Below are 25,115 nucleotides of genomic sequence, written 5' to 3' on the forward strand. Positions count from 1 at the left end.
CCAACCGTCTGAGTGGGCAAAGGCGCGGGTAGCAAGGGACCGCGCCTTACGGTCCCTTGCTCGGTCGAGGCGTATGAGCGTCATGGTACGTTGCTCGTTTATCGACCGAAAAAAACGCTGAGCCCGCTAAAAAAACACCTTAAGTGACCAGCATTCGGCGCCAGGCCGGTGTCTTTATGTTCAATCCTGCTGTTGCGCCAGCAACGTCAATTTCTTCTGGCGATTAACCTTGAAGTAATACCCCGCCAGCAGCACCACCACCCATACCAGACCGGCATACAGGGATACGCGGGTCGTTGGGAAGTAACCTATCAGACCGATGATAAACACCAGGAAAATGATCGCCACCACGGAAGTGAACACGCCGCCTCGTAGCGGGAAGGCCAGGTTCTTCACCTGTTCTTTACTCAGGCTACGGCGGAAAGCAATCTGAGAGAACAAGATCATGATCCACACCCACACGGTAGCGAAGGTCGCCAGTGAGGCGATCACCAGGAACACATTTTCCGGCATGATGTAGTTCAGATACACCGCCAGCAGCAACGCAAACATCATCACCACAACCGTGACCCACGGAATGCCGCGTTTAGAGACCTTGCTGAACATCTTCGGCGCGTGGCCCTGTTCGGCCATGCCGTGCAACATGCGGCCTACACCAAACACATCGCTGTTAATTGCAGACAACGACGCGGTGATCACCACAAAGTTAAGAATACCCGCCGCCACGGTAATACCCATGTGTTGGAAAGTCAGTACAAACGGACTGCCGTTAGTACCCACCTGATTCCACGGGTAGATCGACATGATGACAAACAACGTACCGACGTAGAACACCAGGATACGCCACGGAACCGAGTTGATGGCCTTGGGAATCGAGGTTTTCGGGTCTTTGGCTTCGCCAGCGGTAATGCCGATGATTTCGATACCGCCGTAGGCGAACATCACCAGTTGCAGCGAGAGGATCATCCCCATAAAGCCGTTGCTGAAGAAACCGCCGTTGGACCACAGGTTATGGATCCCGGTCGGTTGCCCGCCGTTGCCTATCCCCCAGATAATGATGCCGATACCGGCAGCAATCATGATGATGATGGTGGCCACTTTAAAGAACGAGAACCAAAACTCCAGTTCACCGAAGACCTTCACGCTCATCAGGTTGATGGCGCCGATCACCAGCACCACGCTCAGCACCCAAATCCAATGCGGCACCTCAGGGAACCAAATGCCCATATAGATACCGAAAGCGGTCACATCGGCAATGGCGACAATCAGGATTTCGAAACAGTAAGTCCAGCCCGTGATATACCCCGCCATAGGGCCAAGGTAGTCCTGCGCATAGCGTGAAAACGAACTGGCCTGCGGGTTGTTGACCGACATCTCGCCCAGCGCGCGCATGATAATAAAGGCGACGATACCGCCAATCAGGTAGGCCAGCAAAACGCTCGGGCCTGCCATTTTAATGGCGTCTGCCGAACCGTAGAACAGACCGGTACCGATAGCCGAACCCAGAGCCATAAAGCGAATGTGACGCGTACTGAGACCGCGTTTTAGCTTATTGGCCGCGGGGACGGCAGGTGACTGTTGTTGCATGAAAATAACCCGTGTTTTTTAAACGTAAAAAAGCCACGGACAAGTCCGTGGCCCAAAATTTAGCCGGGAGATTAGGAGTGCGCGGTCACTTCAGTGCGCGTACAAACCCGGTCATAAATGGCGACCAGCACCAGTATCAACAGAGACGGCGGCAACCATGCCAACCCCTGATCCGCCAGTGGCAGGTGATTCGTCCAATTCGGCAGTAAAGACTGGAAGGTGGACGCTTTCACTGCGTCAAGGATACCAAACAACAGGCTGACTAACATCACCGGCGCAATGATACGCGGCGCGCTGTGCCACCAACGCAGGGTGAAGCTCAGCACCACCAGGACGATACACGGCGGGTAAATCGCGGTCAGCACCGGGATAGAGATCTGAATCAGATGGCTCAGGCCCAGGTTTGAAACCAACATCGAGAACAGCCCCAGGATAAACACCAGCGTCTTATAGGAGAACGGCAGGTACTGGGCGAAGAACTCGGCACAGGCGCAGGTCAGGCCCACTGCCGTTACCATACAGGCGATGAAAATCAAGGCCGCCAGGAAGAAACTGCCCAACCCACCGAAGGTGTTTTGCACGTAAGCATGCAGAATCACCGCACCGTTGGTGGCATCAGGAACCAGCACGCCGCTACCGGAACCCAGTTTGAACAGGCTCAGGTAAACCAGCGTCAGGCCGACACCGGCGATCAAACCGGCCAGAATGGTATAACGCGTCAGCAAACCGGCATCTTTAACACCACGGGAACGCGCGGCATTAACGATAACGATACCGAACACCAGCGCACCCAGCGTATCCATGGTCAGATAGCCGTTAACGAAACCGGTAGAGAACGGAACGTTCTGATAAACCTCAGTCGCCGGAATTGGCGTACCCGCAGGCCAGGCCAGCGCGGCAATGCCGAGTGCACCCAGCGCAACAATTTTCAGCGGTGCCAACACGTGCCCCACGGTATCGAGCAGACGGCCCGGATACAGGGAAATGCCGATCACCAGTGCGAAATACACCAGGCTATAAATAAACAACGGCATGGCGCCATCACCGGTCAGGGGGGCAATACCCACTTCGAAGGAAACGGTCGCGGTGCGCGGTGTAGCAAACAGTGGGCCGACGGCCAGATAGCAGACCGTTGCCAGCAGCAAACCCGCGCGACGGCCAATTGGCGTGCTCAGGGCGTCAATGCCGCCACCCACACGAGCCAAGGCAATCACGGTCATTACCGGTAGGCCGACAGCGGTAATCAGGAAGCCGATAGCTGCGGTCCAGACGTGTTCACCGGACTGTAAACCGACCATCGGCGGGAAAATGATATTCCCAGCACCGACGAATAAGGCAAAGGTCATAAAACCCAATGCAATAATATCTTTTGACGTTAAACGATGACTCATACGATGTCGTGTTGCCTGTTCAAATGAAAAAAAGTGCCCGATATCGTGGTGGCGTTATGCCCCACCCGGTTGCCGGCTTGCCATTTCATCGCGAGACCAATAAGAGCAGAAAACGCATTTTTTCCGGCGTTTTGTCCTTATTCGAAAGTGACCACTCATGATGATGGGCAGAGTTTTAAGAGTTATAAATGGAGGTTTAGTCCGACAACGAGGCCTAAGTTAAACGTTTATAGCGTTGAAAGGCAAGGCGCATGACAAAAAGCAGAGCTATCGACCAGATAATCTTTAAGCACCAGTCGATCATAGTGGTTATCAATAAATATACAATACATGATTTGTATCATTTTTGAGCAACCATCTCACAAAACGTGAAACCTATAGCCAATGTCCGCGCGAAAACGCCAATAAACACTCAGTTTCCGCGCGGTATGAACGGGTTTCAGCCCTTATCAAAGCCGCCAAAAGAGGCTCATGACGTTTTTGCAGCTTATTCCACTGCAGCTGTCTGCCAACCTTTAACATGCGTGCAAGCCGCTGCAAAACGCGGCGCTTCGCCGCCGCCCGCGCAACGCCAAATCATGATGCGTGTTTCTGGAGCACTTATTTCAAGCCCAATGCCAATCGGGTTTTATGCAGGGTATCGGGGGGCAGCGGCAGATAACCGTCGTGATTAACCAGGTCTTGCCCGGTATCAGACAGTACGCGATCGAGGAAGGCTGCGGTCAGCGGCTCCAACGGCTGGTTGGGCGCTTTATTGATGTAGATATACAGGTAGCGCGACAGCGGGTAACTGCCATTGCGTACATTGGCATCATTGGGAGTGATATAGTTTTCACCAGACTCAGCCAACGGCAGTAGCCGCACACCACTGGCACGAAAACCGATGCTGGCGTAACCAATGCTATTGAGTGAACCGGCAACGGCCTGCACCACCGAGGCAGAACCGGGCAATTCATTGACGCGCGGCATAAAGTCGCCGCCGCACAGCGCACGCAGCTTGAAATAGCCGTAAGTACCGGAGGCAGAATTACGCCCAAAACGTTGCAAGGCTCGCTGCTGCCAATCACCGGTCAGCCCCAGTTCCCCCCAGCGCGTCAATGGTTGGCTTTCACCACAGCGCAGAGTGGCGGAAAAAATTCGGTCAAGCTGCTGCAGGTTAAGCCCACGCAGAGGGTTGTCCTGATGGACCAACACGACCAGCGCATCTACAGCGACCGGTACCGCCAACGGCGCATAACCGTAGCGGTGTTCGAACGCCGAAACCTCTGCCGCCTTCATCGGTCGGCTCATCGGCCCAAGCTGCGCCGCCCCTGCCGCCAATGCGGTGGGGGCAGTGGAGGACCCCGCGGCCTGGATCTGCAAATTAACGTTGGGATAATGCTGACTGAAATCCTGCGCCCACAGCGCCATGAGATTTGCCAGCGTATCGGAACCGACGCTCGACAAATTACCGGACAGCATGCCGTCCGGCTGCGCCAGCGCGCCACGACTCGCCAACAGCACCAGGCAAAGCAGTAGCCCTCGGGTAATTCGGATCATTGAGCCTCTCGCGCGTTAATTTTTCACCGCATTCTCTGATAAAGCTGCGGGAACAATCAACCGGTTAGGCAAGGTAAAAATGAATCGGGTACCCATGCCCTGTTCGCTGAGGATCTCCAGACGTGCGTCATGATGACTTAATGCATGCTTAACGATCGCCAACCCCAACCCACTGCCGCCAGTCTGGCGTGAACGGGCCTTATCAACGCGGTAAAAACGTTCGGTCAGACGTGGAATATGCTCTGCAGCGATGCCCGGCCCGTTATCACTGACCTGGAACTGCGCGCCGTTTGGCGTTTGTTGCCAGCTCACCTCAATATTGGTGCCCTTTGGCGTGTGATTCACAGCGTTATACACCAGGTTGGATACCGCACTGCGCAACTGGTCGTCGTTGCCAAAGACCTTAAGCTGTTCGTTCACCCGGAAAGTAATCTCATGGTTCCCGCCGCTCAATGACTGCGCTTCGCGTTGCAGCACTCGCAGCATCAACGGAATATCGACCCGCTCGTTCATTTCTACATTTGGCGCGGCTTCAATACGCGACAGTGTCAGCAGCTGCTTGACCAGACCATCCATGCGGCGAGTCTGTTCCTGCATGGTGCCCAACGCTTTGCCCCGCAGCGAACCATCCAGCTCTTCGTCGCTCATCATTTCCAGGTAGCCCTGCAATACCGTCAGCGGAGTGCGCAACTCATGACTGACGTTGGCAAAGAAGTTGCGCCGGGCGCCTTCAAGCTGACGCATTTGGGTAACGTCACGCGCAACCATCAACAGCTGCCCTTCTGAATACGGCATCACGCGAAACTCAACGTAATGCTCATTGTTCAACTGCAGCGTTAACGGTCGAGAGAACTCCTGCTGTTGCAGATAGTGGCTGAATTCCGGATAACGCAGCAGGTTCAGGATGTGTTGGCCGTTATCTTCAGGCCAACGGAAACCCAGCAGATGCTGCGCCAACCCGTTACACCAGAAGATGTTACCTTCAACGGTCGTCATCACCACCGCATCAGGCAGTGACTCTGCGCCGCTGCGGAAACGTTTGATCAATAACGCCAGCTCACGACGTCGGCGACGGTTTCGCTGTTGCATCTGGTATAAGCCGTAAAACAGCGGTTCCCAGCTCCAGCGCCCAGGTGGCGGTGTCATGCTGCGGTCAACCCACAGCCAGTGAGAAAGTTTAAGTTGGTTGTAGAAGTTCCACACCAGCGCAGCCAGCACGGAGGCAAGCAGCAACCAGGGCAGATAACCGAAAATCAGCCCCAGTAATAAGGCAGGTAGGCAGAAAAGGGCCAGCTCCAGGGCCAGCCTCTTCCAGGATAGACGTTCTAACACGGCATATTCTCCAGCGCGGCGCGATCAGTAGCGCGTTGAGAATCGGTAGCCTGTGCCCCGAACGGTTTGAACCATTTTGTCATGACCAGTGGTCTCTAACGCCTTACGGAGTCGGCGGATATGCACGTCAACGGTGCGGTCTTCCACATAAACGTTAGTGCCCCAGACGTGATTAAGCAACTGTTCGCGGCTATAAACTCGCTCAGGGTGGGTCATAAAGAAGTGCAACAGCTTGAACTCGGTCGGCCCCATATCCAGCGCTTGCTCGTTAGCCATCACGCGGTGTGAGGAAGGGTCCAGGCTCAGCCCTTGCATTTCAATCACTTCTTCCACTGCCATGGGTGAAATACGGCGCATTACCGCCTTGATACGTGCCACCAGTTCCTTCGGCGAGAAAGGTTTGGTGATGTAATCATCCGCACCGACTTCCAGACCACGAACCCGGTCTTCTTCTTCACCACGCGCTGTCAGCATCATCACCGGAATATCGCGGGTTAGCGCTTCACGCTTCATATGCTTGATAAACTGAATGCCGGATCCCCCGGGTAACATCCAGTCGAGCAACACTAAATCAGGGAACGGTTCAGACAGGCGTGTCACGGCACTGTCATAATCCTCGGCTTCCAACGGTTGGTAACCATTCTGTTCCAACACAAAGCACACCATCTCACGGATCGGCGCTTCGTCTTCCACCACCAATATGCGTCTTGCCATCGTCAATCCTGCCAATGTGTTAGCTATCTGCGGGCGCCATTATGCGTCAGTTTTATGACACTTTTATGAAAAGAACACCCTGTTATAGGCAGTAAGCATAGCGATTATTTCCAACGTCAAAGAAAAATCATTCAGTTGTCATAATGATTCCGTCACGACAGCCGCCGCGGTGCCCTTTATAATCACCGCCATTAGCTTATCGCCCCGGGAGTGTCATGCGCCTGATCCACACCTCTGACTGGCATCTTGGCCAGTACTTTTTCACCAAAAGCCGTGCCGCCGAGCACCAGGCTTTTCTGCGCTGGCTGATAGACCAAATCGAGCAACATCAGGTGGATGCACTGATCGTCGCCGGGGACCTGTTCGATACCGGTTCGCCACCCAGCTATGCCCGCGAACTGTACAACCGCTTCGTGGTAGAGCTGCAACATACCGGCTGCCAATTAGTGGTGCTGGGAGGTAACCACGATTCCGTGGCGACCTTAAATGAGTCGCGTGAATTGCTTTCTTGCCTGAATACGACGGTGATCGCCAACGCGCAGGCTGAAACCGAACAGCAAATCGTGGTCCTGAACCAACGCGACGGCCAACCGGGCGCCGTGCTGTGCGCCATCCCGTTCTTACGCCCGCGAGATCTGCTTACCAGCCGAGCCGGTGAGTCAGGCGTGCAAAAACAGCAGGCGCTGCAAGAGGCCATCGCAGAACATTACCAGACGCTTTATCACTCCGCCTGTGCACGCCGCGACGCGCTCGGCCTGGCACTGCCTATCGTTGCCACGGGCCACCTGACGACGGTTGGCGTTACCACGTCCGATTCCGTGCGCGATATCTATATCGGCACGCTGGATGCCTTCCCGGCGCAAGCTTTCCCACCGGCCGACTACATCGCCTTGGGGCATATTCACCGTGCGCAGAACGTCGCAAAATCCGAGCACATTCGCTACAGCGGTTCGCCGATCCCACTCAGTTTCGACGAATTGGGCAAAGCAAAAAGCGTGTTCATGGTGGATTTCTCCGCAGGTGCTTTGCAACAGGTCAGTACGCTGGACATTCCCAGCTTCCAACCTATGCAGCTTATTAAGGGTGATTTAGCGCAGATCGAGCACCAATTACGGCAGTTCGCCGATTATCAAGGTGAGTTGCCGGTGTGGTTGGATATCGAGGTCGCTACGCAGGATTATCTCAGCGACATTCAGCGCCGTATCCAACTGCTGGCCGATCAACTGCCCGTAGAGGTGGTGTTGCTGCGCCGCAGTAAAGAACAGCGCCGCCAGGCGATTGAACAACAGGACAAAGAAACGCTTAACGAACTGAGCGTCAATGACGTCTTCGAACGTCGTCTGGCGCAAGAACCTGATATGGCCGATGATCGCCGGCAACGCATGAGTCAAATGTTCCAGCAGGTCGTCGAAGCCGTTAGGCACCAAGATCAGGAGCCGAGCCAATGAAAATTCTCAGCCTGAGATTAAAAAATCTCAACTCCCTGCAAGGTGAGTGGAAAATCGACTTCACTGCGGAGCCTTTTGCCAGCAATGGGTTGTTTGCCATCACCGGGCCGACCGGGGCAGGTAAAACCACCCTGCTGGACGCCATCTGTCTGGCGCTGTACCACCAAACGCCGCGCCTGAATGTCACACCGAGCCAAAACGAGCTGATGACACGCCATACCGCCGAGTCGCTGGCAGAAGTCGAGTTTGAGGTCAAAGGTGTCGGTTATCGCGCATTCTGGAGCCAGCGCCGCGCCAAAAATGCGCCAGACGGTAACCTGCAGGCTCCTAAAGTCGAATTGGCACTGCGTGACGATGGCAAGATCCTGGCGGACAAAGTGCGCGACAAGCTGGATCTTACCGCCGCAATTACCGGGCTGGATTTCGGGCGCTTCACCAAATCGATGATGCTGTCCCAGGGCCAGTTCGCCGCCTTCCTTAACGCTGATGCCAATGATCGCGCCGAACTGCTGGAAGAGCTAACCGGCACCGAGATCTACGGCCAGCTTTCGGAGCGGGTTTTCGAACAGCACAAACAGGCCAAGGTCGAACTGGACGCGCTGCATCAACGCGCCAGCGGTATTGAACTGCTAAATGACGAACAACGACAACTGCTGGAAAACCAGTTAGTTGAATTGGCGACACAAGAAAATACCCTCAGCGACCAAACCCGTCAGCAGCAGCAGGCGTTGAACTGGTTGCAATTTTGGCAGCAAACGCAGCAAAAACAACAGGCATATCAACGCCAACTGGACGCGGTGGAGCTAGAGCAAACCGCAGCAGAACCGCAACTACAGCAACTGGCACGCAGCGAACCGGCAGAAAAACTGCGGCCGTTGCTTAACGAACGTAACCGCTGCCGTCACGATCACCAGACGCTACAACAGCAGATTGCCCAGTTGACGCAGCAGCAGGCGCAGCAGCTCGCCCAGATAGCACCGTTGCAACAGGCTGTGGAACAGGCCCGTATGCAACTACAGGCACATGTTGAACACCAGCAGGAACAACAGCGGTTGATCGACGATCACGTCGTCCCGCTCGATAACCGGATTGCCCAGTTAAAGAAAACGCAGACCGAACTGCAACAGATGTGCGATAGCGCCGCACAGCAGTATGCCCAGCAAAAAACGGCGCTGGAACAACTCGAGGTTCAGCGAACCCAGTTGACCGCACAGGCCGGTCAGCATCAGGAAAAGCTTAACGCCCTCACCGCCGCGCTGACGGCGCAGCAGCAACAGCAACATGCGCTGGAAGCCCAGTCGCCCCTGGCAGCACTGCGTCAGCGTCAGGCTGAGCTGGCCGAGTTACGCCCGGTGCGCCAGCAGTTATTCACCCTCTCCTCGCTGTTCAGTCAGGTCAGAGAACGTCTGGATCAACAACGTAAAGAGTTTGCCGCCCGTCAGGCGCAACTCAGCGAACATGAAAAACAGCTCGAAGAGACGCGGCAGCAATATAAACAACAAAAAGCACACCAGTCGGACGTGGAAAAAACCCTCGAACTGGAACAGCGCATTGTCAGCCTGGAAGCCGAACGCGCCCGCCTGCAAACCGGCGAACCCTGTCCACTCTGTGGCTCTTGTAATCACCCGGCCATTGAGCAGTATCAGACGGTAAAACCTTCCGAGACCGCATTGCGCCTGGCAGAGATGCGCATCAAAACTGAGGCCTTGTACACCCTGGGTACCGAACTGCGTACCCGTTGTGAAAGCCTGAGAGAACAGCAACAGCGCCAACAGCAACTCATCGCGCAAGATGAGCAGCACGTTGTTGAGCACCAGCAAAACTGGCAACGCTTGACCGCGCCGCTGGCATTTGACTTTACCCTTCAGGACAGCGATCGCCTGAGCCAGTGGCTAACCACCTGCGACAACGAAGAACGTCAGGGTCAGGCCGCTCTGTTGCAACACGAACAAGCGTCGCACGCAGTGCAGCAGGCCAAAGACCAGTTGGCTTCACTGCAAGCACAGCAGCAACAGGCACAGCAAGACAAGGCGCGACTGGACGAGCGTTTCATTCTGCTGGAGAAAAGCCTCGCAGAAGCCCTGTTGCAACAGCAGCGCCTGCAGCAACAGTGGCAGGAAGGTGAACAAGCTCTGGGCGAGCAACGCGCACAGCGGCTGGCCCTGTTTGGTGAACGGCAAATCGCGCAGGAGCGCGAACAGTTGCGCGCCAAACAAGGGCTTTGCGAACAGGCCAGTCAACAAGCCGCCGAGCACTGGCAGAAAGCACAGGAGCAACGCGATCGTCTGAGCGGCCAACTTGCTGGATTACAGCAACAGCTGTTGCAACAAAACGAACGGCTGCAACAGGCGGAACAAGACTGGCTGCAGGTGCTAGCCGCCAGTCAATTCAGTGACGAGGCCACGTTCAATGCCGCTCTGCTTGATGATGCCCAACGCCAACAGTTGCAACACCGCAAAGAGCAATTACAACAGCGACACGTTGAAGCCCGTGCACTGCTGGCACAGGCTGTCGAAAGCCTGCAACAGCACCAACAACAGCGTCCGCAAGGGTTGGATGAGACCCAGGCCGATCCCCAAATCCTGAGCCAGAGCCTGGAAACGCTGGCACAACGGTTAAAAACCTTGCAGCTGCAACAGGGGGAAGTGCGCAATCAGTTAGGCAGTGACGCCGCGCGCCGAATCAATCAACAGTCACTGTTTGAACACATCAGCCAGAGCCAGCAGCAGTACGACGATTGGAGCTATCTCAATCAGTTAATCGGCTCCAAAGAGGGCGACAAATTCCGTAAGTTTGCTCAGGGGTTAACCCTTGATCACCTGGTGTATTTGGCCAATAACCAGCTTGGCCGACTGCACGGACGCTATTTGCTGCAACGTAAAGCCAGCGACGCACTGGAACTGCTGGTGGTGGATACCTGGCAGGCAGACGCGCTGCGCGATACCCGCACCCTGTCCGGCGGTGAAAGTTTCCTGGTGAGTCTGGCGCTGGCACTGGCGCTATCCGATCTCGTCAGCCACAAAACCAGTATCGATTCGCTCTTCCTCGACGAAGGCTTTGGCACGCTGGATGCAGAAACCCTCGATACCGCGTTGGACGCCTTGGACAGCCTGAATGCCTCGGGGAAAACCATTGGCGTGATCAGTCACGTTGAGGCAATGAAAGACCGTATTCCGGTGCAAATTAAGGTGAAAAAGGTCAACGGCCTCGGCGTCAGTAGGCTGGAGCCACAGTTCCGGCTGGAATAGCCTGACTGGGCTGAGAAATGTGACCGCGGTGGCACTCCCTGGCGAAAAGCGTTGAGCCGCCGCGGACAAGGGTTATGATACTACCGATAACAGGATTGCTACTGTAGATATACAGGCAAAACCTGACGCACGGGATCGCTCCCGGGCGTCAGGTTTTTTCGTTTTCAGCGCGCTGAAACATCCGGGAAGAACCATGAAGATCGCTAAAATACTCAATAATAACGTGGTGATTACGCTGGACGACCGTCAGGAAGAGACGGTGGTGATGGGCAAAGGTATTGGCTTTAAAAAGAAGGCGGGGGATCTGCTGGACGAAGAGCTGATCGAGAAGATCTTTACGCTGAACGGCAGCGAAATGGCCGAGCGTTTTAAAACGCTGTTGTCTGAAATCCCACTGGCTTGCGTCACCACCGCCGACAAAATCATCACCCTCGCCCGCCAGCGCCTGCCAGGTAAGCTGCACAACATCGTCTACATCACGCTGACCGATCACATCCACTTTGCGTTGCAGCGCCATGCGCAGGGGCTGGACATTAAAAACGTGCTGCTGTGGGAAATCAAAAAACTCTACCCGGCCGAGTTTGCCGTCGGGCTTGAGGCGTTGGCGCTGATCGCCCAGCGGCTGGGCACCGCCCTGCCGGAAGATGAAGCCGGATTTATCGCCCTGCACCTGGTCAACGCACAGCTGAATGATGAAATGCATAACACCCTGCACATCACCCGCGTGATGCAGGAGATTTTGAACATCGTCAAATACCACTTCCGCTTTGACTATAACGAAGAAGCTCTGAGTTATCATCGCTTTGTTACCCACCTCAAGTTCTTCGCCCAACGCCTGCTGGGGAAAAACTACGTCGACAGCGACGACGATTCGCTCTATCTGGTGGTGAAAGAGAAATACCCTGAGTCCTTCGCCTGCGCGGGGAAAATTAATCAGCACATAGAAAAGAACTACCAACACCAGTTAACCAGCGAAGAGATGATGTTTTTGACTATTCACATCGAGCGGGTACGCAGCGAAAGCGAGACGAAAGAGGGTTAGCGTCGGGCGTCAAATACCCTGATGCCATATCTTGGAAAAACGGCATCGGCGGAAATCAGTGTTAACCCTTCCGCCTGCGCCTGGGCGATCAGCATGCGGTCAAAAGGATCGTTGTGATGCGGTGGCAACTGGCCCGCCTGCTGGCCGTGAAAAGCCGTCATTGGGAGCGACAGGAAATCTTCGGCATCAATCACCTCGAAAATGTCCTCCGGCAGCACCAACTTACCCAACGCCTGCTTAATCGACATTTCCCAAATGCTGGCCGCACTGATAAACACCCTATTGCCGGGATCGGCGATCTGCTTTCTTGCCCCTTCCCCCAGGCTGGCATCGTCTATCAGCCACCACAGCAGTGCATGAGTATCCAGCAGCAGGCGCCTCATTCATCGCCCTCAAACAGCGCGGTAATGTCTGCATCGCCGTCATTGAAATTCTCCGGCACGGTAAATTTGCCCTTGGCGGCACCGGGTTGGCGGTTTTTCCCCTTGATAGCCGTCAACTGAACATATGGCTTCCCTGCTTTCGCTATAATCACGGTCTCTCCCTGTGCGGCTTTATCCGCCAGTTGGCTCAGGTTAGATTTGGCTTCGTGCATATTGGCCTGGATAGGCATACGCGACCTCCTTAGCTAAGTTAGCTAAAGCATAAAGGAGAGTCTAGTTTTTGTACAGAGAATTGATTAAAGCGCGAGCAGGCCCGCGCTTTTTTGCAACGATTACAGCTGCGGCCACAGCCAGGCTGCACCACGCACGCCGCTGGAATCACCGTGGACGGCTTTGCGGATCGGGGTTTCGCACTCGCCGCCGAAAACCCAGGACTTCACCAGCTGTGGTACGTGCTGATACAAACGATCCACATTGCTCATGCCGCCGCCCAATACCACCACGTCCGGATCAAAAATATTGATCACGTGCGCCAGCGATTTCGCCAACCGCAGTTCATAACGGCTGATGGCTTGCTCTGCCAAGGCATCGCCTTGTGCCACCAGGGACATGATCTCATGCCCTTTGAGCGGGGTGCCGCTCAAGCGTGCATAGTCAGTGGCAAAACCCGTGCCGGAAATAAAGGTCTCGATACAGCCTTGTTTGCCACAGTAACAGGGGACCTCAGCACGAAAACGCAGTTCGTCACTATCCAGCCACGGCAGCGGATTATGCCCCCATTCGCCCGATATGCCGTTACCGCCCGAGTGCGCCTGTCCGTTGATTGCCACCCCAGCACCACAGCCGGTGCCAATAATGACGGCAAACACCGTTTGTTTGCCGGCGGCTGCGCCATCGGTAGCTTCAGAAACCGCTAGACAGTTAGCATCGTTTGCAATACGCACTTCGCGCGCCAGCATTCGTGATAAATCTTTATCCAGGGGTTGCCCATTCAGCCACACCGAATTGGCATTTTTTACCAGGCCGGTAAAAGGCGACAATGTGCCGGGAATGCCGACACCGACGGAGCCCTGTTGGCCGGTATTCTCTTCCGCCAGCATCACCAGGCCGGTAATGGCATTCAGCGTTTGCTGATAGTCATGACGCGGCGTGGCAATACGATGACGGAACAGCTCCTGCCCGTCATTGGCCAACGCGATTACTTCAATTTTGGTGCCACCCAGGTCGATACCAATGCGCACGATTTTTCTCCTCAATGCACCACAACGTTGCCACAGCCTAATATATTCAGTTGCCAGGATCACTCAATGACCGCCGAGTGTGACGGTGATGGCAATTTCCACATCCGAACACGTCCGTCTGCCGCTTATTAATTGGTCATCGGGTACACTGCATTTAAGCAGTTAACCTATTGATAACATTTTCCGCATAATATAATCCGGAGAGCAGCGATGAAACCTGCCGTATTGATCGTCGATGACGATCCCGCTATCTGTGACGTACTTTGCGACGTGCTCAATGAGCACGTGTTTACCGTCCACGCCTGCCACCGGGGCAGTGAAGCGCTCACCTTGATCAACCAGCAGCCGGATATTGCACTGGTGCTGCTCGACATGATCCTGCCGGACACCAATGGCTTGCTGGTACTACAACAGATCCATCGCCTGCGCCCGGATCTACCGGTAGTGATGCTGACGGGGCTGGGTTCCGAGTCCGACGTGGTGGTCGGTCTGGAAATGGGCGCCGACGATTACATCGCCAAACCCTTCAACCCACGCGTGGTCGTTGCCCGCGCCAAAGCCGTATTACGTCGTACCGGCGCACTGGCGCTGGAGCCGGCCCTGCTCTCCTCGAGTAAACCCGAAGGCTGGCAGTTCAACGGTTGGTGCCTGGACACAAGCCGCTGCACATTGCATAACCCCCAGCGACAACCGGTTGACCTCACCCAGGGCGAATACGGCTTGCTGCTGGCGTTGGTACAGCATGCACGTAAAGTGCTAACCCGCGATCGCCTGCTGGAACTGACCCATAGCGAAACGCTGGAGGTGTTCGATCGCACTATCGACGTTTTGATCATGCGTTTACGGCGTAAGATCGAAAACAATCCACATCAGCCCGAACTGATCCGCACCATTCGTGGGCTGGGTTATGTTTTTGCTGCTGACGTCAGCCAGCCTGTGGCTGCCGTCTGATGTAATCCAACAATTCCGGCAATGGCCGTGCGCCATCGATCGCGTTGGCGCACAAGAGATTGAAACGCGCGCAGGCATGCGCTAACTGCAACGTCTCCTTCAAAGACCCGTCTTCATGGCTGGCGTACAGCACTCCGGCACAGAAGGCATCCCCAGCACCCACGCTGCCAACAATCTCGGCGTCACTCACTGGCCACGACGGCTGCCAGCGTGCTTCGCCCGACGTTTCCAGCCCGTAGGCACCTTCAGGGCAGTGGATCACCACCCGCCGCCGCACACCGGCCCGTAATAATTGTTCTGCGGCTTGGGCCATCAAGGGCTGTTGCAACGCGCCGTCGGCCGCACGCAGCGCCAGCCCGGTAAACTCCCCAGCTTCTAACTCGTTGATCACCAGGTAATCCAGCCAGCGCAGCGCGGGCAGCACCAATGGTCGATAACGCGGATCCCCTTGGCGTGACACCAGATCGAGTGAGGTTTGATACCCGCGTTGCTGCATCTGTGCCAAAAGACGTGCGCTACGCGTACCGAATTCTTCATCCGGGCGATCCAGGCTGTCGAGCAGCAACAAATAGCCTAAATGGAAAATTTTATGTTGGCTGTACAGTCCGTCAAAATCGGCCAGATCCAGCAGCCGATTGGCGCCGAGCGCATGGAAAAACGTCCGCTGCCCACCCGGTTCAGTCATCACTTGTGACATGGACGTCATCGCCGCTTCACTGCGCCGTACAAAACTGCTGTCGACCCGGTGTTGCGCCAGCATCTGCAAAATGTAGTCACCGTCGGCGTCGCAACCAATCAGCCCAAGCGCAGCCAGCGGTAAACCGGTTTCCATACACGCCAGCGTCAACAACACATTAAGCGGCGCGCCGCCGGTGGCACGTTGGCTGTGTTCAATCTCCACCAGCCAGCCCGGCTGTGGCCAGTGGGCAATTTGATGCACATGATCCACCAGCATGTTGCCTGCCGAAAAAATACCGCGGCGGATCATCACAGGCGCCCGGCGCTGCCGAAAATATGCATTTGCTGCTGCACAACTTCAGCGATCGACTGTTCCACCGCCAGCAGCACTTCGGCAAACTCATCGTAAATCGCGTGACGTTGCGTTATCCGCTGCTCAACCGCCCCCAGCGCTGCTTGTGACATACCGGTGTAGAAATTAATTTTGTGAATCCCCAGGCCAATCGCCCGTTTGAAATCGGCATCGCTGATGCCAGAACCGCCGTGCAGCACCAACGGAATTCCCGCCTGATGCTCAATAGCCGCCAGCCGCTCAAAATCGAGCTTTGGCTCACCTTTGTATTTGCCGTGCGCATTGCCAATCGCCACCGCCAACGCATCAATTTCGGTCAATTCGACAAATTCACGCGCCCGCTGCGGATCGGTAAATTTATTGCTGTCGGCTTCGCCGTACAGCGCACCGCCTTCGTCACCGCCGACCGCGCCCAGCTCTGCCTCTACAGAAACGCCGACCGCATGGCACATGCGTACCACTTCTTGCGTCTGACGCACGTTCTCTTCGTAACTCAAACCGGAACCGTCAAACATCACAGAGCTGAATCCCAGCCGCAGTGCCTGCACCACCGCGTCGAAATGCAGGCCGTGATCGAGATTCAACACCACGGGAATATCATGCTGTGCCACTTCACTTTTAATCGCCGCCACCAGAGATTCCAGCGAGACATATTTAAAGTGCACTTCGGCAATATTAATAATGAAGGGCGACCGTGCCGCCTCCGCTGCTGCAAACAGGGCCCGCAGGAAGTGGCTGTCGAGCACGTTGAACGCACCTAACGCATAACCCTGCTGACGCGCATGTGCCAGCCCCTGTGCCAATGAAATCAATGCCATGCTGGTTCTCCTTAATCGATAAAGCGCAAATAGTCGTTACACAACAACCACTGCGGCGGCTGATCTTCTAGGATCTGGCTAAAGCGCTTGAGCGGTGTCAGGAAACGGTTGTCATTGTCGTCATCGTTCACCGTGGACACTTCACCGACCAGCACGTCGCCAAAGCCCTCCTCCCCCCAAAAACTGTGGTAGATACCTGGCGTCAGGCAAATGCTTTCTCCGGGTGCCAGCCGCAGCCGCGAACCGGCAGCGTGGGTCTGTTTGCAACCGTCCAGCGTGACGGTCACGGCGCTATCGGCCAGCGCTTCCTGCGAGTCGGCATTGTGTAACTCCACGATCAGGTTGCCTCCACCACGGTTGATGATGTCTTCCCGCTTACGCCAGTGAAAATGCATCGGCGTTACCTGCGCTTCGCGGCAATGCATGATCTTTTCCGCATAGCCTTTGGCATAGGGCTGCCCGCCGGGTGAACCATTACGCAGGGTAAACAACGTAAGTCCCTGACGGGCAAAATCATCGCCGCCGAACGCCGTAACATCCCAACCCAGCTTCAGGTCGAACACCTCTTGCCACGGCTGGCGATCAAGCTGCCGCCAAACGGGTGGGCTGAAATGGGCAAAAGGGGGTAACTGAACGTCAAAACGGGCAAAAAAGTGCTGGGTTTGCTGCAGAATATGATTCACGGCGGAACGGTTCATGGTGCCTCCGGAAGCGCTTAAGGAATGGGGGGCCCGATCTGGCAGGCCCCGTAAATATACCCAAAATCATTCAAGATGCGTCTAGCCGGCAACTGAGTGAATCCCGATGAGCTTACTCAGGTAAGTTGTTCGGGTTAACAAAGGCAGCCAACAAAGAGGCAGCTTGAAGGATAAGGGTATAACGGTTATTTCACCGTCCAGCCTTTGTAGCTGCCAATATTGTTTTTATCGATCATGGTGACCGGGATCAGCACCGGACCGGTCGGTGCAGGTTTGCCCTGCAGGATTTGATAACCGATCTCGACCGCTTTGGCCGCCATAACCTGGGGATCCTGTGCAGGCGTCGCCACAAACAGTGAATTGCCGCGTTTAAGCGCTTCCTCGCCGTCCGGCGATCCGTCTACGCCAACGATGAAGAATTCGCTACGCTGTGCTTGTTTCGCCGCCAGATCGGCACCGATCGCTGTCGGATCGTTAATCGCAAAGACACCGTCGATCTTCGGATTGGCCGCCAGCAACGCGGTCATGATCTCCAACCCGCCTTCACGGCTGCCTTTCGCGTTCTGGTTATAAGACAGCAGCTTGATCTCTGGGTGTTTCTTCAGCTCGGTCATGCAGCCTTCCACCCGGTTTTGCACGGCAGATACCGGTGGCCCATTGATGATCACCACGTTGCCTTTCTCTTTCAGGCGGTCGCTGATGTATTTACATGCCATGGCACCGGCCTGAGTGTTGTCCGAGGTAATGGTGGCATCGGCACCTTCGGCCGCCACGTCAACCGCCACCACCACGATACCGGCATCCTTGGCGCGTTTGACGGCTGGGCCAATGCCCTTGGAATCCGCAGCGTTCAGGATGATCATATCGACCTTGGCAGCGATAAAGTTATCAATCTGCGCCACCTGCTGACCAAGATCGTAACCGCTCGACACCAGCGTGACGTTTACCTTGTCACCGGCCAGCTCACGCGCCTTCAGCTCAGCCCCCTTGGTGATCTGCACGAAGAACGGGTTGGCCAAATCCCCTACCGTCACCCCAATCGATTTCAACTCTTTTGCCTGCACCAACGACGCACTGCCGAGCGCAGCGGTAACCAGTAAAGCGGTAATCAATGGCTTGAAACGCATAGTGTTTTCCTCATTATTTTCTAATCTATGAAAAACCTGCCCCGGTGGGCGCTAACCAACTGATTTCTCTCACTCACTCAAACTTGCTCTAGGGTTTTCAAGCTGCAGCCAGCAAGGCTGTCGCTTGAAAGACAACGGGTATTAGTGTTGATAATTACGGGTGCGGTATTTATCGATCAGCACCGCGATGATGATGACGGCCCCTTTGATCACTAATTGCCAGAAGTAAGAGACCCCCATCAGCGTCATGCCGTTGTTGAGGGTAGCGATAATCAGCGCCCCCACCAGCGTGCCGGTAATGGTGCCAATGCCGCCGACAAAGCTGGTACCGCCGAGGATCACCGCAGCAATCGCATCCAGCTCATAGCCCATACCGAGATTGCCGTTGGCGCTATAAAGCCGTGAGGCACTCATTATCCCCCCCAGCCCTGACAGCAAACCGCTCATACCGTAGACGAACAGCAGCACCGCACCCACCTTGATCCCGGTCAGACGTGCCGCCTGGATGTTGCCGCCCACGGCATAGATATGTACGCCCAGCGTGGTGCGGCGCAGGATAAACCAGCACAGCGCAATGACGGCAAAAGCGATGATCACCAGCCAAGGGATCGGCCCCAGATAAGCATTGCCGATCCATTCAAAACTGATATTGGAGTTGATAATGGTAGTACCGTCTGCCAGCAGATAAGCGGCACCACGCAGTGCGGTATAGGTCCCGAGCGTGACGATAAACGGCGGCAAACCGGCGTAGGCCACCAAGAAACCGTTAAACAACCCCATGCCCAAGCCGGCCAGAAGCGCCAGCGGAATTGACATTCCGGCGAAGCCCGGCATCAATGAGACGGCCATTGCCACCACTGCCGTGGTGCCCAGCATCGAACCGACCGAGAGATCGATACCGCCGGTCAGGATGATAAAGGTCATGCCCGCCGCCAATACGATGTTAATTGATGCCTGCCGGGCGATATTCAGTAGGTTGGCATCAGTGAAAAAGTTTGGCGCAACAAAACCGAAAACGGCGACGATCAAGATCAATATCGGCAAGATACCGACGGTTTGCATCATATCGCCCAGCAATGCCCGTTTTAGCGTAGGGTTCTTTGCACCTGGCGGCAGCGAATTTGATGTCATGGCAGGCTCCTTGAGCGTGGGGATAGAATTATTCATGCGGTTGTCACCTGCGGCTGAGGGGAGTCGACGCCGGTTGCCAGCGCCATAATATTTTCCTGGCTGATATCACCGCCGTTCAGTTCCCCAACGATGCTGCCTTCGTGCATCACGTAGACCCGGTCGCTCATACCGACCACTTCAGGCAGTTCACTGGAGATCATCAGGATCGCCACACCCTGCTGTGCCATCTGGCTCATGATGCGGTAAATTTCGCTTTTGGCACCGACGTCAACGCCGCGCGTCGGTTCGTCGAGGATCAGAATGCGCGGGCCGATCGCCACCCAGCGTGAAATCAGCAGCTTTTGCTGGTTGCCGCCGGACAGCCCACCGGCACGTACCTGGGCATGCGGCACGCGGATATTCAACAAGCTGATAGCGTCACTGGAAATACGCTGTGCCTTGCGGCGATTGAGCAGGCCATAGCGGCCGTCACGTTCCAGTGTCGCCATGACGATATTTTCATGCGCAGCCAGATCGAGGAATAACCCCTGCTCTTTGCGGTTTTCCGTAAGAAAACCGATACCCAGGGCAATGGCATCGCGCGGTGAATGGATATTGGCCAACGTGCCGTCAATCTCCACCGTGCCACCACTGGCCTTGCGCACGCCAAATATCAGCTGAGCCAGTTCGGATCGCCCGGCGCCTACCAACCCGGCAAGGCCAACAATTTCACCGGCGCGCACTTGCAGGCTGACGGGTTTCACCTTCTTGCCATCGGTCAGGCCGTGCAGCGTCAGGCGTGGTTCGCCTACCGCAATGCCCGGTTCCTTATTGAACAAATCACTTAATGGGCGGCCCACCATCATGCGCACCAATTCGCTGGCGGACAGTTTGTCGCGCATCAGGCTACCGACATATTGGCCGTCGCGCAGGACACTGACGCGGTCCGACAGTTCATACACTTCCGCCATGCGATGGCTGATGTAAATAATCGCCATGCCCTCATCACGCAGGCGCTTGATCAGCTCGAACAATCGCTGCGTCTCACGTGAAGAAAGCGCCGCCGTCGGCTCATCCATAACCAGGATACGGCTGTTGCGATGCAGCGCACGGGCAATTTCTACCTGTTGCTGCTCGGCGATGGTTAATTTCATCACCCGATCGCCGGCGCTGAACTGAGCCCCCAAACGATCGATCACCTTCTGCGCGTCCAGCAACATCTGTCCGCGTTTTACCAGGCCACCGCGCTGGATCTCGCTGCCCAGAAATATGTTCTCTGCCACCGTCAAGTTCGGTGCAAGGTTCATTTCCTGATAAATCAGCGTGATGCCTGCTGCCAGGGCATCTTTTGGCCCTTTAATGGCGAACGGCTGCCCATCGATAAAAATTTCCCCGCTGCTGGCGATATAAGCGCCGGCCAATATTTTCATTAAGGTACTTTTACCTGCACCGTTTTCCCCCATCAACGCGTGAATTTCCCCGCGATATACCGTCAGATTGACGCCTTTAAGCGCATAAAACTGACCAAAACGCTTGGCGATGTTGTGCATTTCCAGAATCGGGATCGCGCTCATCGTCATACCTCAGGTTAGGGTTCGGATTGAGAGCAGTTAACCACGCATAAATAAATGCAAAATGTCAGCGTCCATTCATCTTTGTCATATTGTTAATGGAACGGGGATCTATACTGCGAACAGTCAGTTACGGGAGATACGATGCGCAGATTGCCTTTCCTTGCCGGTGCTCGTGGGCGCTTGCTGATGTTCAACCTGCTGGTTGTGGCGGTGACGCTCATGGTCAGTGGGGTGGCAATCGTCGGTTTTAACCATGCGGGCAAGCTGCAGGAACAGGTGCAGGCGCAGACGCTGAAAGAGATGAACGGCAGTATGGCGTTGAGCCGGGACACGTCAAACGTGGCGACCGCCGCGATTCGGCTTTCGCAAGTGGTTGGCGCGCTGGAGTACCAAAGCGAATCCGCTCGACTGAAACAGACTCAGCTGGCGCTACAGGCTTCACTCAGTCGGTTGGCAGAAGCACCCCTGGCACACAGTGAACCGGCCCTGGTCAAACGCATCATCAGCCGCAGTAACGCGTTGGAAACCAGTGTAACCCGCATGCTGGATCTCGGCCACGCGCGGCATTTACAACGCAATATTCTTCTCAGCGGTCTGTATCAGTCACAAAGCACGCTGCGGCATATCGCCAGCCTTAACCAGCGCCATAACTTGAACCAACCTTCGCAGCCGCTTCTGAGCCAAATTGATCGGCTGCTGGCCATTGCCATTCAAACCCCAACGCCCAAGGCAGCAGCCCAACAGCTCGATAGCGTGATGGCCTACTGGCCGCAAAACAGCCCAGATGCGTTGGTGGATGAGAAAATGCGGCAATTTCGGGACAATGAACAACGGTTGCTGCCTGAAACACTGGAGTTGGAGCAAAGCGATCTCGCCCTGGCCTATTACACCTACCATATCAAAGCGTTAGTCGCGATGCTCAACGATGATATCAATCTTTACGTACAGAAAGTGGCGGACGAATCGGAGCTACGTACCCACCAAACGCACCATGAACTCAGTTCCATCAGCGTATTTATCGGCCTGTTTGCGCTGCTGGCGCTGGTGATTACCGGTTTCGCCGGGTTGTATATCTACCGCAACCTCGGCTCGAACCTGACCGCAATTGCTAACGCCATGACGCGGTTGGCACGGGGTGAGCGCGATGTCAGCGTACCCGCGCTGCAACGCCGCGATGAATTGGGCGAACTGGCACGCGCATTCAACGTTTTTGCACGTAATACCGCCTCACTCGAACAGACTTCCCGCCTGTTGAAAGAGAAAAGCACCCAGTTGGAAACCACGTTTCTGGCGATGCGCGACGGCTTCGCACTCTTTGATAACGACGGTCAATTGGTCGTGTGGAACCCGCAATATCCTCTCCTGTTGGGATTAAACGAACACCAATTACACCGGGGACAACACTACCGCGAGCTGCTGCAACACGTGACACCTCCGGCCGGCCAGCGTTGGGATGCGGTGTTGGCCAACCTCTCCAGCGAACTGCCGCAACCGCAGGAGCTAAGGCTGAGCGATGGGCGCACCGTCGAGCTGCGTTTTAGCCCAGTACCAAACCGTGGCGTGGTCAACGTGGTGCTGGAGCGTACCGAGCGTAAAGCGTTGGAAGAAGCACTGTTGCACAGTCAAAAAATGAAGGCAGTCGGCCAACTCACCGGCGGATTGGCGCATGATTTTAATAACCTGTTGGCGGTAATTATCGGCAGTTTGGAGCTGACGACCCAGCAGACACAGGACGCACAGACTGAGCAACGCATCGCTCGCGCACTGAAGGCTGCCGAACGCGGGGCACAGCTCACCCAGCGACTGCTGGCGTTCTCTCGTAAACAGGCACTGCACCCGCAGGCCATCACGCTTCACCTGCTGGTGGAAAATCTGCAGGAGTTGCTACGTCATTCACTGCCCACGACGCTGTCCCTGGTCATTGAGTCTCAGCATCCTGGCTGGCCGGCGTGGGTTGATGCTAACCAGTTAGAAAATGCGCTGATCAATCTGGTGGTCAACGCCCGCGACGCCATGGAGGGCCGCAGCGGCATAGTGAAGATCCGGACCTACAACCAACGCGTGGTGCGCAGCGGCGGCAAGAAACAGGACATGGTGACGCTAGAGGTGATCGACACCGGCTGTGGCATGTCGGAAGAGGTCAAAGCGCAGGTGTTCGAACCCTTCTTCACCACCAAGGCCGTGGGCAGCGGCAGTGGACTGGGGCTGTCGATGGTATACGGGTTTGTTCGCCAGTCAGGTGGCCGGGTACAGATTGAAACCACTCCGGGCCAAGGGACACTGGTGCGCTTGCAGTTGCCACGAGCGCCTACGCCAGCACTGATAGACGCACCGGCCCTGCCAACCGAGGAAGATAACGACAGCGGCAACCTGGTACTGGTATTGGAAGATGAAAACGACGTGCGCCATACGTTGTGTGAACATCTACACCAGCTCGGCTACCTGACGCTGGACTGTGCGGACAGCCATGAAGCACTGGCGCTGTTACGTCAGACGTCGGATATCGGCGTACTGATAAGCGACCTGATGTTACCGGGCGAGCTGGACGGCGCACAGGTGATTGGGCTGGCGCGAGAGATTAATCCGCGCATCACGGCCTTGTTGATCAGCGGTCAGGATATACGTCGAAACCACGAAGACACGCTGCCTAATGTGGAATTGCTGCGCAAGCCTTTCAGCCAGCGTCAGCTGGCGATGGCGTTGCAACGGGCACGTCGTTCAAACGCGGTCGACGACGCAATTGAGAGGGAATGAGGCGATTTTTCGCCTCTGATTCGTTATTATGCCGCCCTGCTTTTGATGAATAAGCGTGCCAGATGCACGCCCAGCCAGGGATAACATTATGCTGTGGTTTAAGAATTTGATGGTTTACCGTTTGAGCCGCGAAGTTGCGCTAAACGCGGATGAAATGGAAAAACAGCTCAGCGCCTTTGCTTTCACCCCGTGCGGCAGCCAGGACATGGCGAAAACCGGCTGGGTCTCCCCGATGGGCTCGCACAGCGACGCATTGACGCATGCAGTGAATGGCCAGATCGTCATCTGTGCGCGCAAGGAAGAAAAAATCCTGCCGTCGCCGGTCATCAAGCAAGAGTTGCAGGCCAAGATTGAACGCCTGGAAGGTGAGCAACACCGTAAACTGAAGAAAACCGAGAAAGACGCACTGAAAGACGAAGTGCTGCACAGCTTGCTGCCACGTGCCTTCAGCCGTTTTAACCAGACGTTTATGTGGATAGACACCGTCAACGATCTGATCATGGTTGATGCTGCTAGCGCCAAGCGTGCGGAAGATACACTCGCGCTGTTGCGCAAAAGTCTGGGTTCTCTGCCCGTGGTGCCGTTGACCATGGAAAGCCCAATTGAACTGACGCTGACTGAATGGGTACGCTCCGGCGAACTGCCTGCGGGCTTTATCATTCAGGACGAAGCGGAACTGAAGGCAATTCTGGAAGATGGCGGCGTTATTCGCTGCAAAAAACAGAACCTGATCAGCGATGAGATTGCGGTGCACATTGAAGCCGGCAAGCTGGTGACCAAACTGGCGGTTGACTGGCAAGAACGCATTCAACTGGTCCTGGCGGACGACGGCTCGTTGAAACGTCTGAAGTTTGCTGATGCACTGCGTGAGCAGAATGACGACATCGATCGTGACGATTTTGCCCAGCGTTTTGACGCCGACTTCATCCTGATGACCAGCGAGCTGGCGGCGTTAATCAAGAACACCATCGAAGCTCTGGGTGGCGAAGCCCAGCGTTGAGCCTGCAAAAACTGCGCCTTTGCTCCAGATGCGCAGCTTTTGCCAAATAAACAACCTACCCAAATTAATTTGAGTTGCAGCCAGGTGGCAAGTGCGAGAACCCCAGGGACTTACGCAAGTAAGTGACT

The 25,115-nt window shown here is 55.5% G+C and carries 20 protein-coding genes; 6 read left to right on the forward strand and 14 right to left on the reverse strand.

Annotated features, from left to right (window positions below):
- Positions 1 to 180: 180 nt before the first annotated feature.
- From proY to phoB, 5 genes are all read right to left on the reverse strand, one after another.
- Positions 181 to 1,587, reverse strand: a complete 1,407-nt coding sequence (gene proY / locus AC2FC2_RS10935) for a proline-specific permease ProY (RefSeq protein ID WP_265554642.1) — start codon at positions 1,585 to 1,587, stop codon at positions 181 to 183.
- Positions 1,588 to 1,658: 71 nt separating this feature from the next.
- Positions 1,659 to 2,978, reverse strand: a complete 1,320-nt coding sequence (gene brnQ / locus AC2FC2_RS10940) for a branched-chain amino acid transport system II carrier protein (protein WP_209636599.1) — start codon at positions 2,976 to 2,978, stop codon at positions 1,659 to 1,661.
- A 600-nt stretch (positions 2,979 to 3,578) separates the two neighbouring features.
- A complete protein-coding gene (locus AC2FC2_RS10945) occupies positions 3,579 to 4,517 on the reverse strand; it encodes a PstS family phosphate ABC transporter substrate-binding protein (protein WP_209636602.1) in 939 nt (312 codons plus the stop codon).
- 15 nt (positions 4,518 to 4,532) lie between these two features.
- Positions 4,533 to 5,849: a phosphate regulon sensor histidine kinase PhoR gene (gene phoR / locus AC2FC2_RS10950; protein ID WP_265554646.1), complete on the reverse strand. Its 1,317-nt coding sequence runs from the start codon at positions 5,847 to 5,849 to the stop codon at positions 4,533 to 4,535.
- 24 nt (positions 5,850 to 5,873) lie between these two features.
- Positions 5,874 to 6,563, reverse strand: coding sequence for a phosphate response regulator transcription factor PhoB (phoB, locus tag AC2FC2_RS10955; RefSeq protein WP_004949222.1), 690 nt, complete (start codon positions 6,561 to 6,563; stop codon positions 5,874 to 5,876).
- A gap of 215 nt (positions 6,564 to 6,778) precedes the next feature.
- Between phoB and sbcD the strand changes: the two genes are divergently transcribed.
- The 3 genes from sbcD to licT all read left to right on the forward strand — a co-directional run bounded on the left by sbcD (position 6,779) and on the right by licT (position 12,301).
- Positions 6,779 to 8,011 carry an exonuclease subunit SbcD gene (gene sbcD, locus AC2FC2_RS10960; RefSeq protein WP_490659207.1) on the forward strand — a complete coding sequence of 411 codons (1,233 nt, stop codon included), beginning with the start codon at positions 6,779 to 6,781 and terminating at the stop codon, positions 8,009 to 8,011.
- On the forward strand, positions 8,008 to 11,259 hold the full coding sequence (sbcC, locus tag AC2FC2_RS10965; RefSeq protein WP_490659208.1) for an exonuclease subunit SbcC: 3,252 nt from the start codon (positions 8,008 to 8,010) through the stop codon (positions 11,257 to 11,259). Before sbcD ends, sbcC begins: the two co-directional genes overlap by 4 nt.
- 193 nt (positions 11,260 to 11,452) lie before the next feature.
- Positions 11,453 to 12,301 carry a BglG family transcription antiterminator LicT gene (gene licT, locus AC2FC2_RS10970; RefSeq protein ID WP_209636611.1) on the forward strand — a complete coding sequence of 283 codons (849 nt, stop codon included), beginning with the start codon at positions 11,453 to 11,455 and terminating at the stop codon, positions 12,299 to 12,301.
- Here licT and AC2FC2_RS10975 read toward each other — a convergent pair.
- The 3 genes from AC2FC2_RS10975 to mak form a co-directional block, all read right to left on the reverse strand.
- A complete protein-coding gene (locus AC2FC2_RS10975) occupies positions 12,298 to 12,684 on the reverse strand; it encodes a type II toxin-antitoxin system VapC family toxin (RefSeq protein ID WP_265554654.1) in 387 nt (128 codons plus the stop codon). The genes licT and AC2FC2_RS10975 overlap by 4 nt on opposite strands.
- A complete protein-coding gene (locus AC2FC2_RS10980; RefSeq protein ID WP_209636615.1) occupies positions 12,681 to 12,914 on the reverse strand; it encodes a type II toxin-antitoxin system Phd/YefM family antitoxin in 234 nt (77 codons plus the stop codon). Before AC2FC2_RS10980 ends, AC2FC2_RS10975 begins: the two co-directional genes overlap by 4 nt.
- A gap of 102 nt (positions 12,915 to 13,016) precedes the next feature.
- Positions 13,017 to 13,925, reverse strand: a complete 909-nt coding sequence (gene mak / locus AC2FC2_RS10985; protein ID WP_404760184.1) for a fructokinase — start codon at positions 13,923 to 13,925, stop codon at positions 13,017 to 13,019.
- 210 nt (positions 13,926 to 14,135) lie between these two features.
- Between mak and AC2FC2_RS10990 the strand changes: the two genes are divergently transcribed.
- Positions 14,136 to 14,876 carry a response regulator gene (locus AC2FC2_RS10990; protein ID WP_209636619.1) on the forward strand — a complete coding sequence of 247 codons (741 nt, stop codon included), beginning with the start codon at positions 14,136 to 14,138 and terminating at the stop codon, positions 14,874 to 14,876.
- On the opposite strand, the gene AC2FC2_RS10995 is transcribed toward AC2FC2_RS10990, so the two are convergent.
- The 6 genes from AC2FC2_RS10995 to AC2FC2_RS11020 form a co-directional block, all read right to left on the reverse strand.
- On the reverse strand, positions 14,851 to 15,864 hold the full coding sequence (locus AC2FC2_RS10995; protein ID WP_490659209.1) for a carbohydrate kinase family protein: 1,014 nt from the start codon (positions 15,862 to 15,864) through the stop codon (positions 14,851 to 14,853). The genes AC2FC2_RS10990 and AC2FC2_RS10995 overlap by 26 nt on opposite strands.
- On the reverse strand, positions 15,864 to 16,724 hold the full coding sequence (locus AC2FC2_RS11000) for a ketose 1,6-bisphosphate aldolase (protein ID WP_490659210.1): 861 nt from the start codon (positions 16,722 to 16,724) through the stop codon (positions 15,864 to 15,866). Before AC2FC2_RS11000 ends, AC2FC2_RS10995 begins: the two co-directional genes overlap by 1 nt.
- Positions 16,725 to 16,735: 11 nt before the next feature.
- Positions 16,736 to 17,422 carry a D-lyxose/D-mannose isomerase gene (locus AC2FC2_RS11005; protein WP_265554665.1) on the reverse strand — a complete coding sequence of 229 codons (687 nt, stop codon included), beginning with the start codon at positions 17,420 to 17,422 and terminating at the stop codon, positions 16,736 to 16,738.
- A 185-nt stretch (positions 17,423 to 17,607) separates the two neighbouring features.
- Positions 17,608 to 18,549: an ABC transporter substrate-binding protein gene (locus tag AC2FC2_RS11010; RefSeq protein ID WP_265554668.1), complete on the reverse strand. Its 942-nt coding sequence runs from the start codon at positions 18,547 to 18,549 to the stop codon at positions 17,608 to 17,610.
- A 141-nt stretch (positions 18,550 to 18,690) separates the two neighbouring features.
- A complete protein-coding gene (locus AC2FC2_RS11015; RefSeq protein ID WP_209636630.1) occupies positions 18,691 to 19,680 on the reverse strand; it encodes an ABC transporter permease subunit in 990 nt (329 codons plus the stop codon).
- Between the two features lie 32 nt (positions 19,681 to 19,712).
- Positions 19,713 to 21,233: a sugar ABC transporter ATP-binding protein gene (locus AC2FC2_RS11020; protein ID WP_209636632.1), complete on the reverse strand. Its 1,521-nt coding sequence runs from the start codon at positions 21,231 to 21,233 to the stop codon at positions 19,713 to 19,715.
- 141 nt (positions 21,234 to 21,374) lie between these two features.
- Here AC2FC2_RS11020 and AC2FC2_RS11025 point away from each other — a divergent pair, with 141 nt between their 5' ends.
- Both AC2FC2_RS11025 and rdgC read left to right on the forward strand, forming a co-directional pair.
- Complete coding sequence (locus tag AC2FC2_RS11025) at positions 21,375 to 23,987, forward strand: ATP-binding protein (protein ID WP_404760186.1); 2,613 nt, start codon at positions 21,375 to 21,377, stop codon at positions 23,985 to 23,987.
- 88 nt (positions 23,988 to 24,075) lie between these two features.
- Complete coding sequence (rdgC, locus tag AC2FC2_RS11030) at positions 24,076 to 24,987, forward strand: recombination-associated protein RdgC (protein WP_006321205.1); 912 nt, start codon at positions 24,076 to 24,078, stop codon at positions 24,985 to 24,987.
- Positions 24,988 to 25,115 lie beyond the last annotated feature (128 nt).

This window comes from Serratia sp. CoH_122_TC_1, assembly GCF_058191755.1.

Excerpts from the sequence above, each read along its gene's own strand:
- proY (WP_265554642.1), bottom strand. The coding sequence starts at position 1,587 with ATGCAACAACAGTCACCTGCCGTCCCCGCGGCCAATAAGCTAAAACGC.
- brnQ (WP_209636599.1), bottom strand. The coding sequence starts at position 2,978 with ATGAGTCATCGTTTAACGTCAAAAGATATTATTGCATTGGGTTTTATG.
- AC2FC2_RS10945 (WP_209636602.1), bottom strand. The coding sequence starts at position 4,517 with ATGATCCGAATTACCCGAGGGCTACTGCTTTGCCTGGTGCTGTTGGCG.
- phoB (WP_004949222.1), bottom strand. The coding sequence starts at position 6,563 with ATGGCAAGACGCATATTGGTGGTGGAAGACGAAGCGCCGATCCGTGAG.
- sbcD (WP_490659207.1), top strand. The coding sequence starts at position 6,779 with ATGCGCCTGATCCACACCTCTGACTGGCATCTTGGCCAGTACTTTTTC.
- sbcC (WP_490659208.1), top strand. The coding sequence starts at position 8,008 with ATGAAAATTCTCAGCCTGAGATTAAAAAATCTCAACTCCCTGCAAGGT.
- licT (WP_209636611.1), top strand. The coding sequence starts at position 11,453 with ATGAAGATCGCTAAAATACTCAATAATAACGTGGTGATTACGCTGGAC.
- AC2FC2_RS10975 (WP_265554654.1), bottom strand. The coding sequence starts at position 12,684 with ATGAGGCGCCTGCTGCTGGATACTCATGCACTGCTGTGGTGGCTGATA.
- AC2FC2_RS10980 (WP_209636615.1), bottom strand. The coding sequence starts at position 12,914 with ATGCCTATCCAGGCCAATATGCACGAAGCCAAATCTAACCTGAGCCAA.
- AC2FC2_RS10990 (WP_209636619.1), top strand. The coding sequence starts at position 14,136 with ATGAAACCTGCCGTATTGATCGTCGATGACGATCCCGCTATCTGTGAC.
- AC2FC2_RS10995 (WP_490659209.1), bottom strand. The coding sequence starts at position 15,864 with ATGATCCGCCGCGGTATTTTTTCGGCAGGCAACATGCTGGTGGATCAT.
- AC2FC2_RS11000 (WP_490659210.1), bottom strand. The coding sequence starts at position 16,724 with ATGGCATTGATTTCATTGGCACAGGGGCTGGCACATGCGCGTCAGCAG.
- AC2FC2_RS11005 (WP_265554665.1), bottom strand. The coding sequence starts at position 17,422 with ATGAACCGTTCCGCCGTGAATCATATTCTGCAGCAAACCCAGCACTTT.
- AC2FC2_RS11010 (WP_265554668.1), bottom strand. The coding sequence starts at position 18,549 with ATGCGTTTCAAGCCATTGATTACCGCTTTACTGGTTACCGCTGCGCTC.
- AC2FC2_RS11015 (WP_209636630.1), bottom strand. The coding sequence starts at position 19,680 with ATGACATCAAATTCGCTGCCGCCAGGTGCAAAGAACCCTACGCTAAAA.
- AC2FC2_RS11020 (WP_209636632.1), bottom strand. The coding sequence starts at position 21,233 with ATGAGCGCGATCCCGATTCTGGAAATGCACAACATCGCCAAGCGTTTT.
- AC2FC2_RS11025 (WP_404760186.1), top strand. The coding sequence starts at position 21,375 with ATGCGCAGATTGCCTTTCCTTGCCGGTGCTCGTGGGCGCTTGCTGATG.
- rdgC (WP_006321205.1), top strand. The coding sequence starts at position 24,076 with ATGCTGTGGTTTAAGAATTTGATGGTTTACCGTTTGAGCCGCGAAGTT.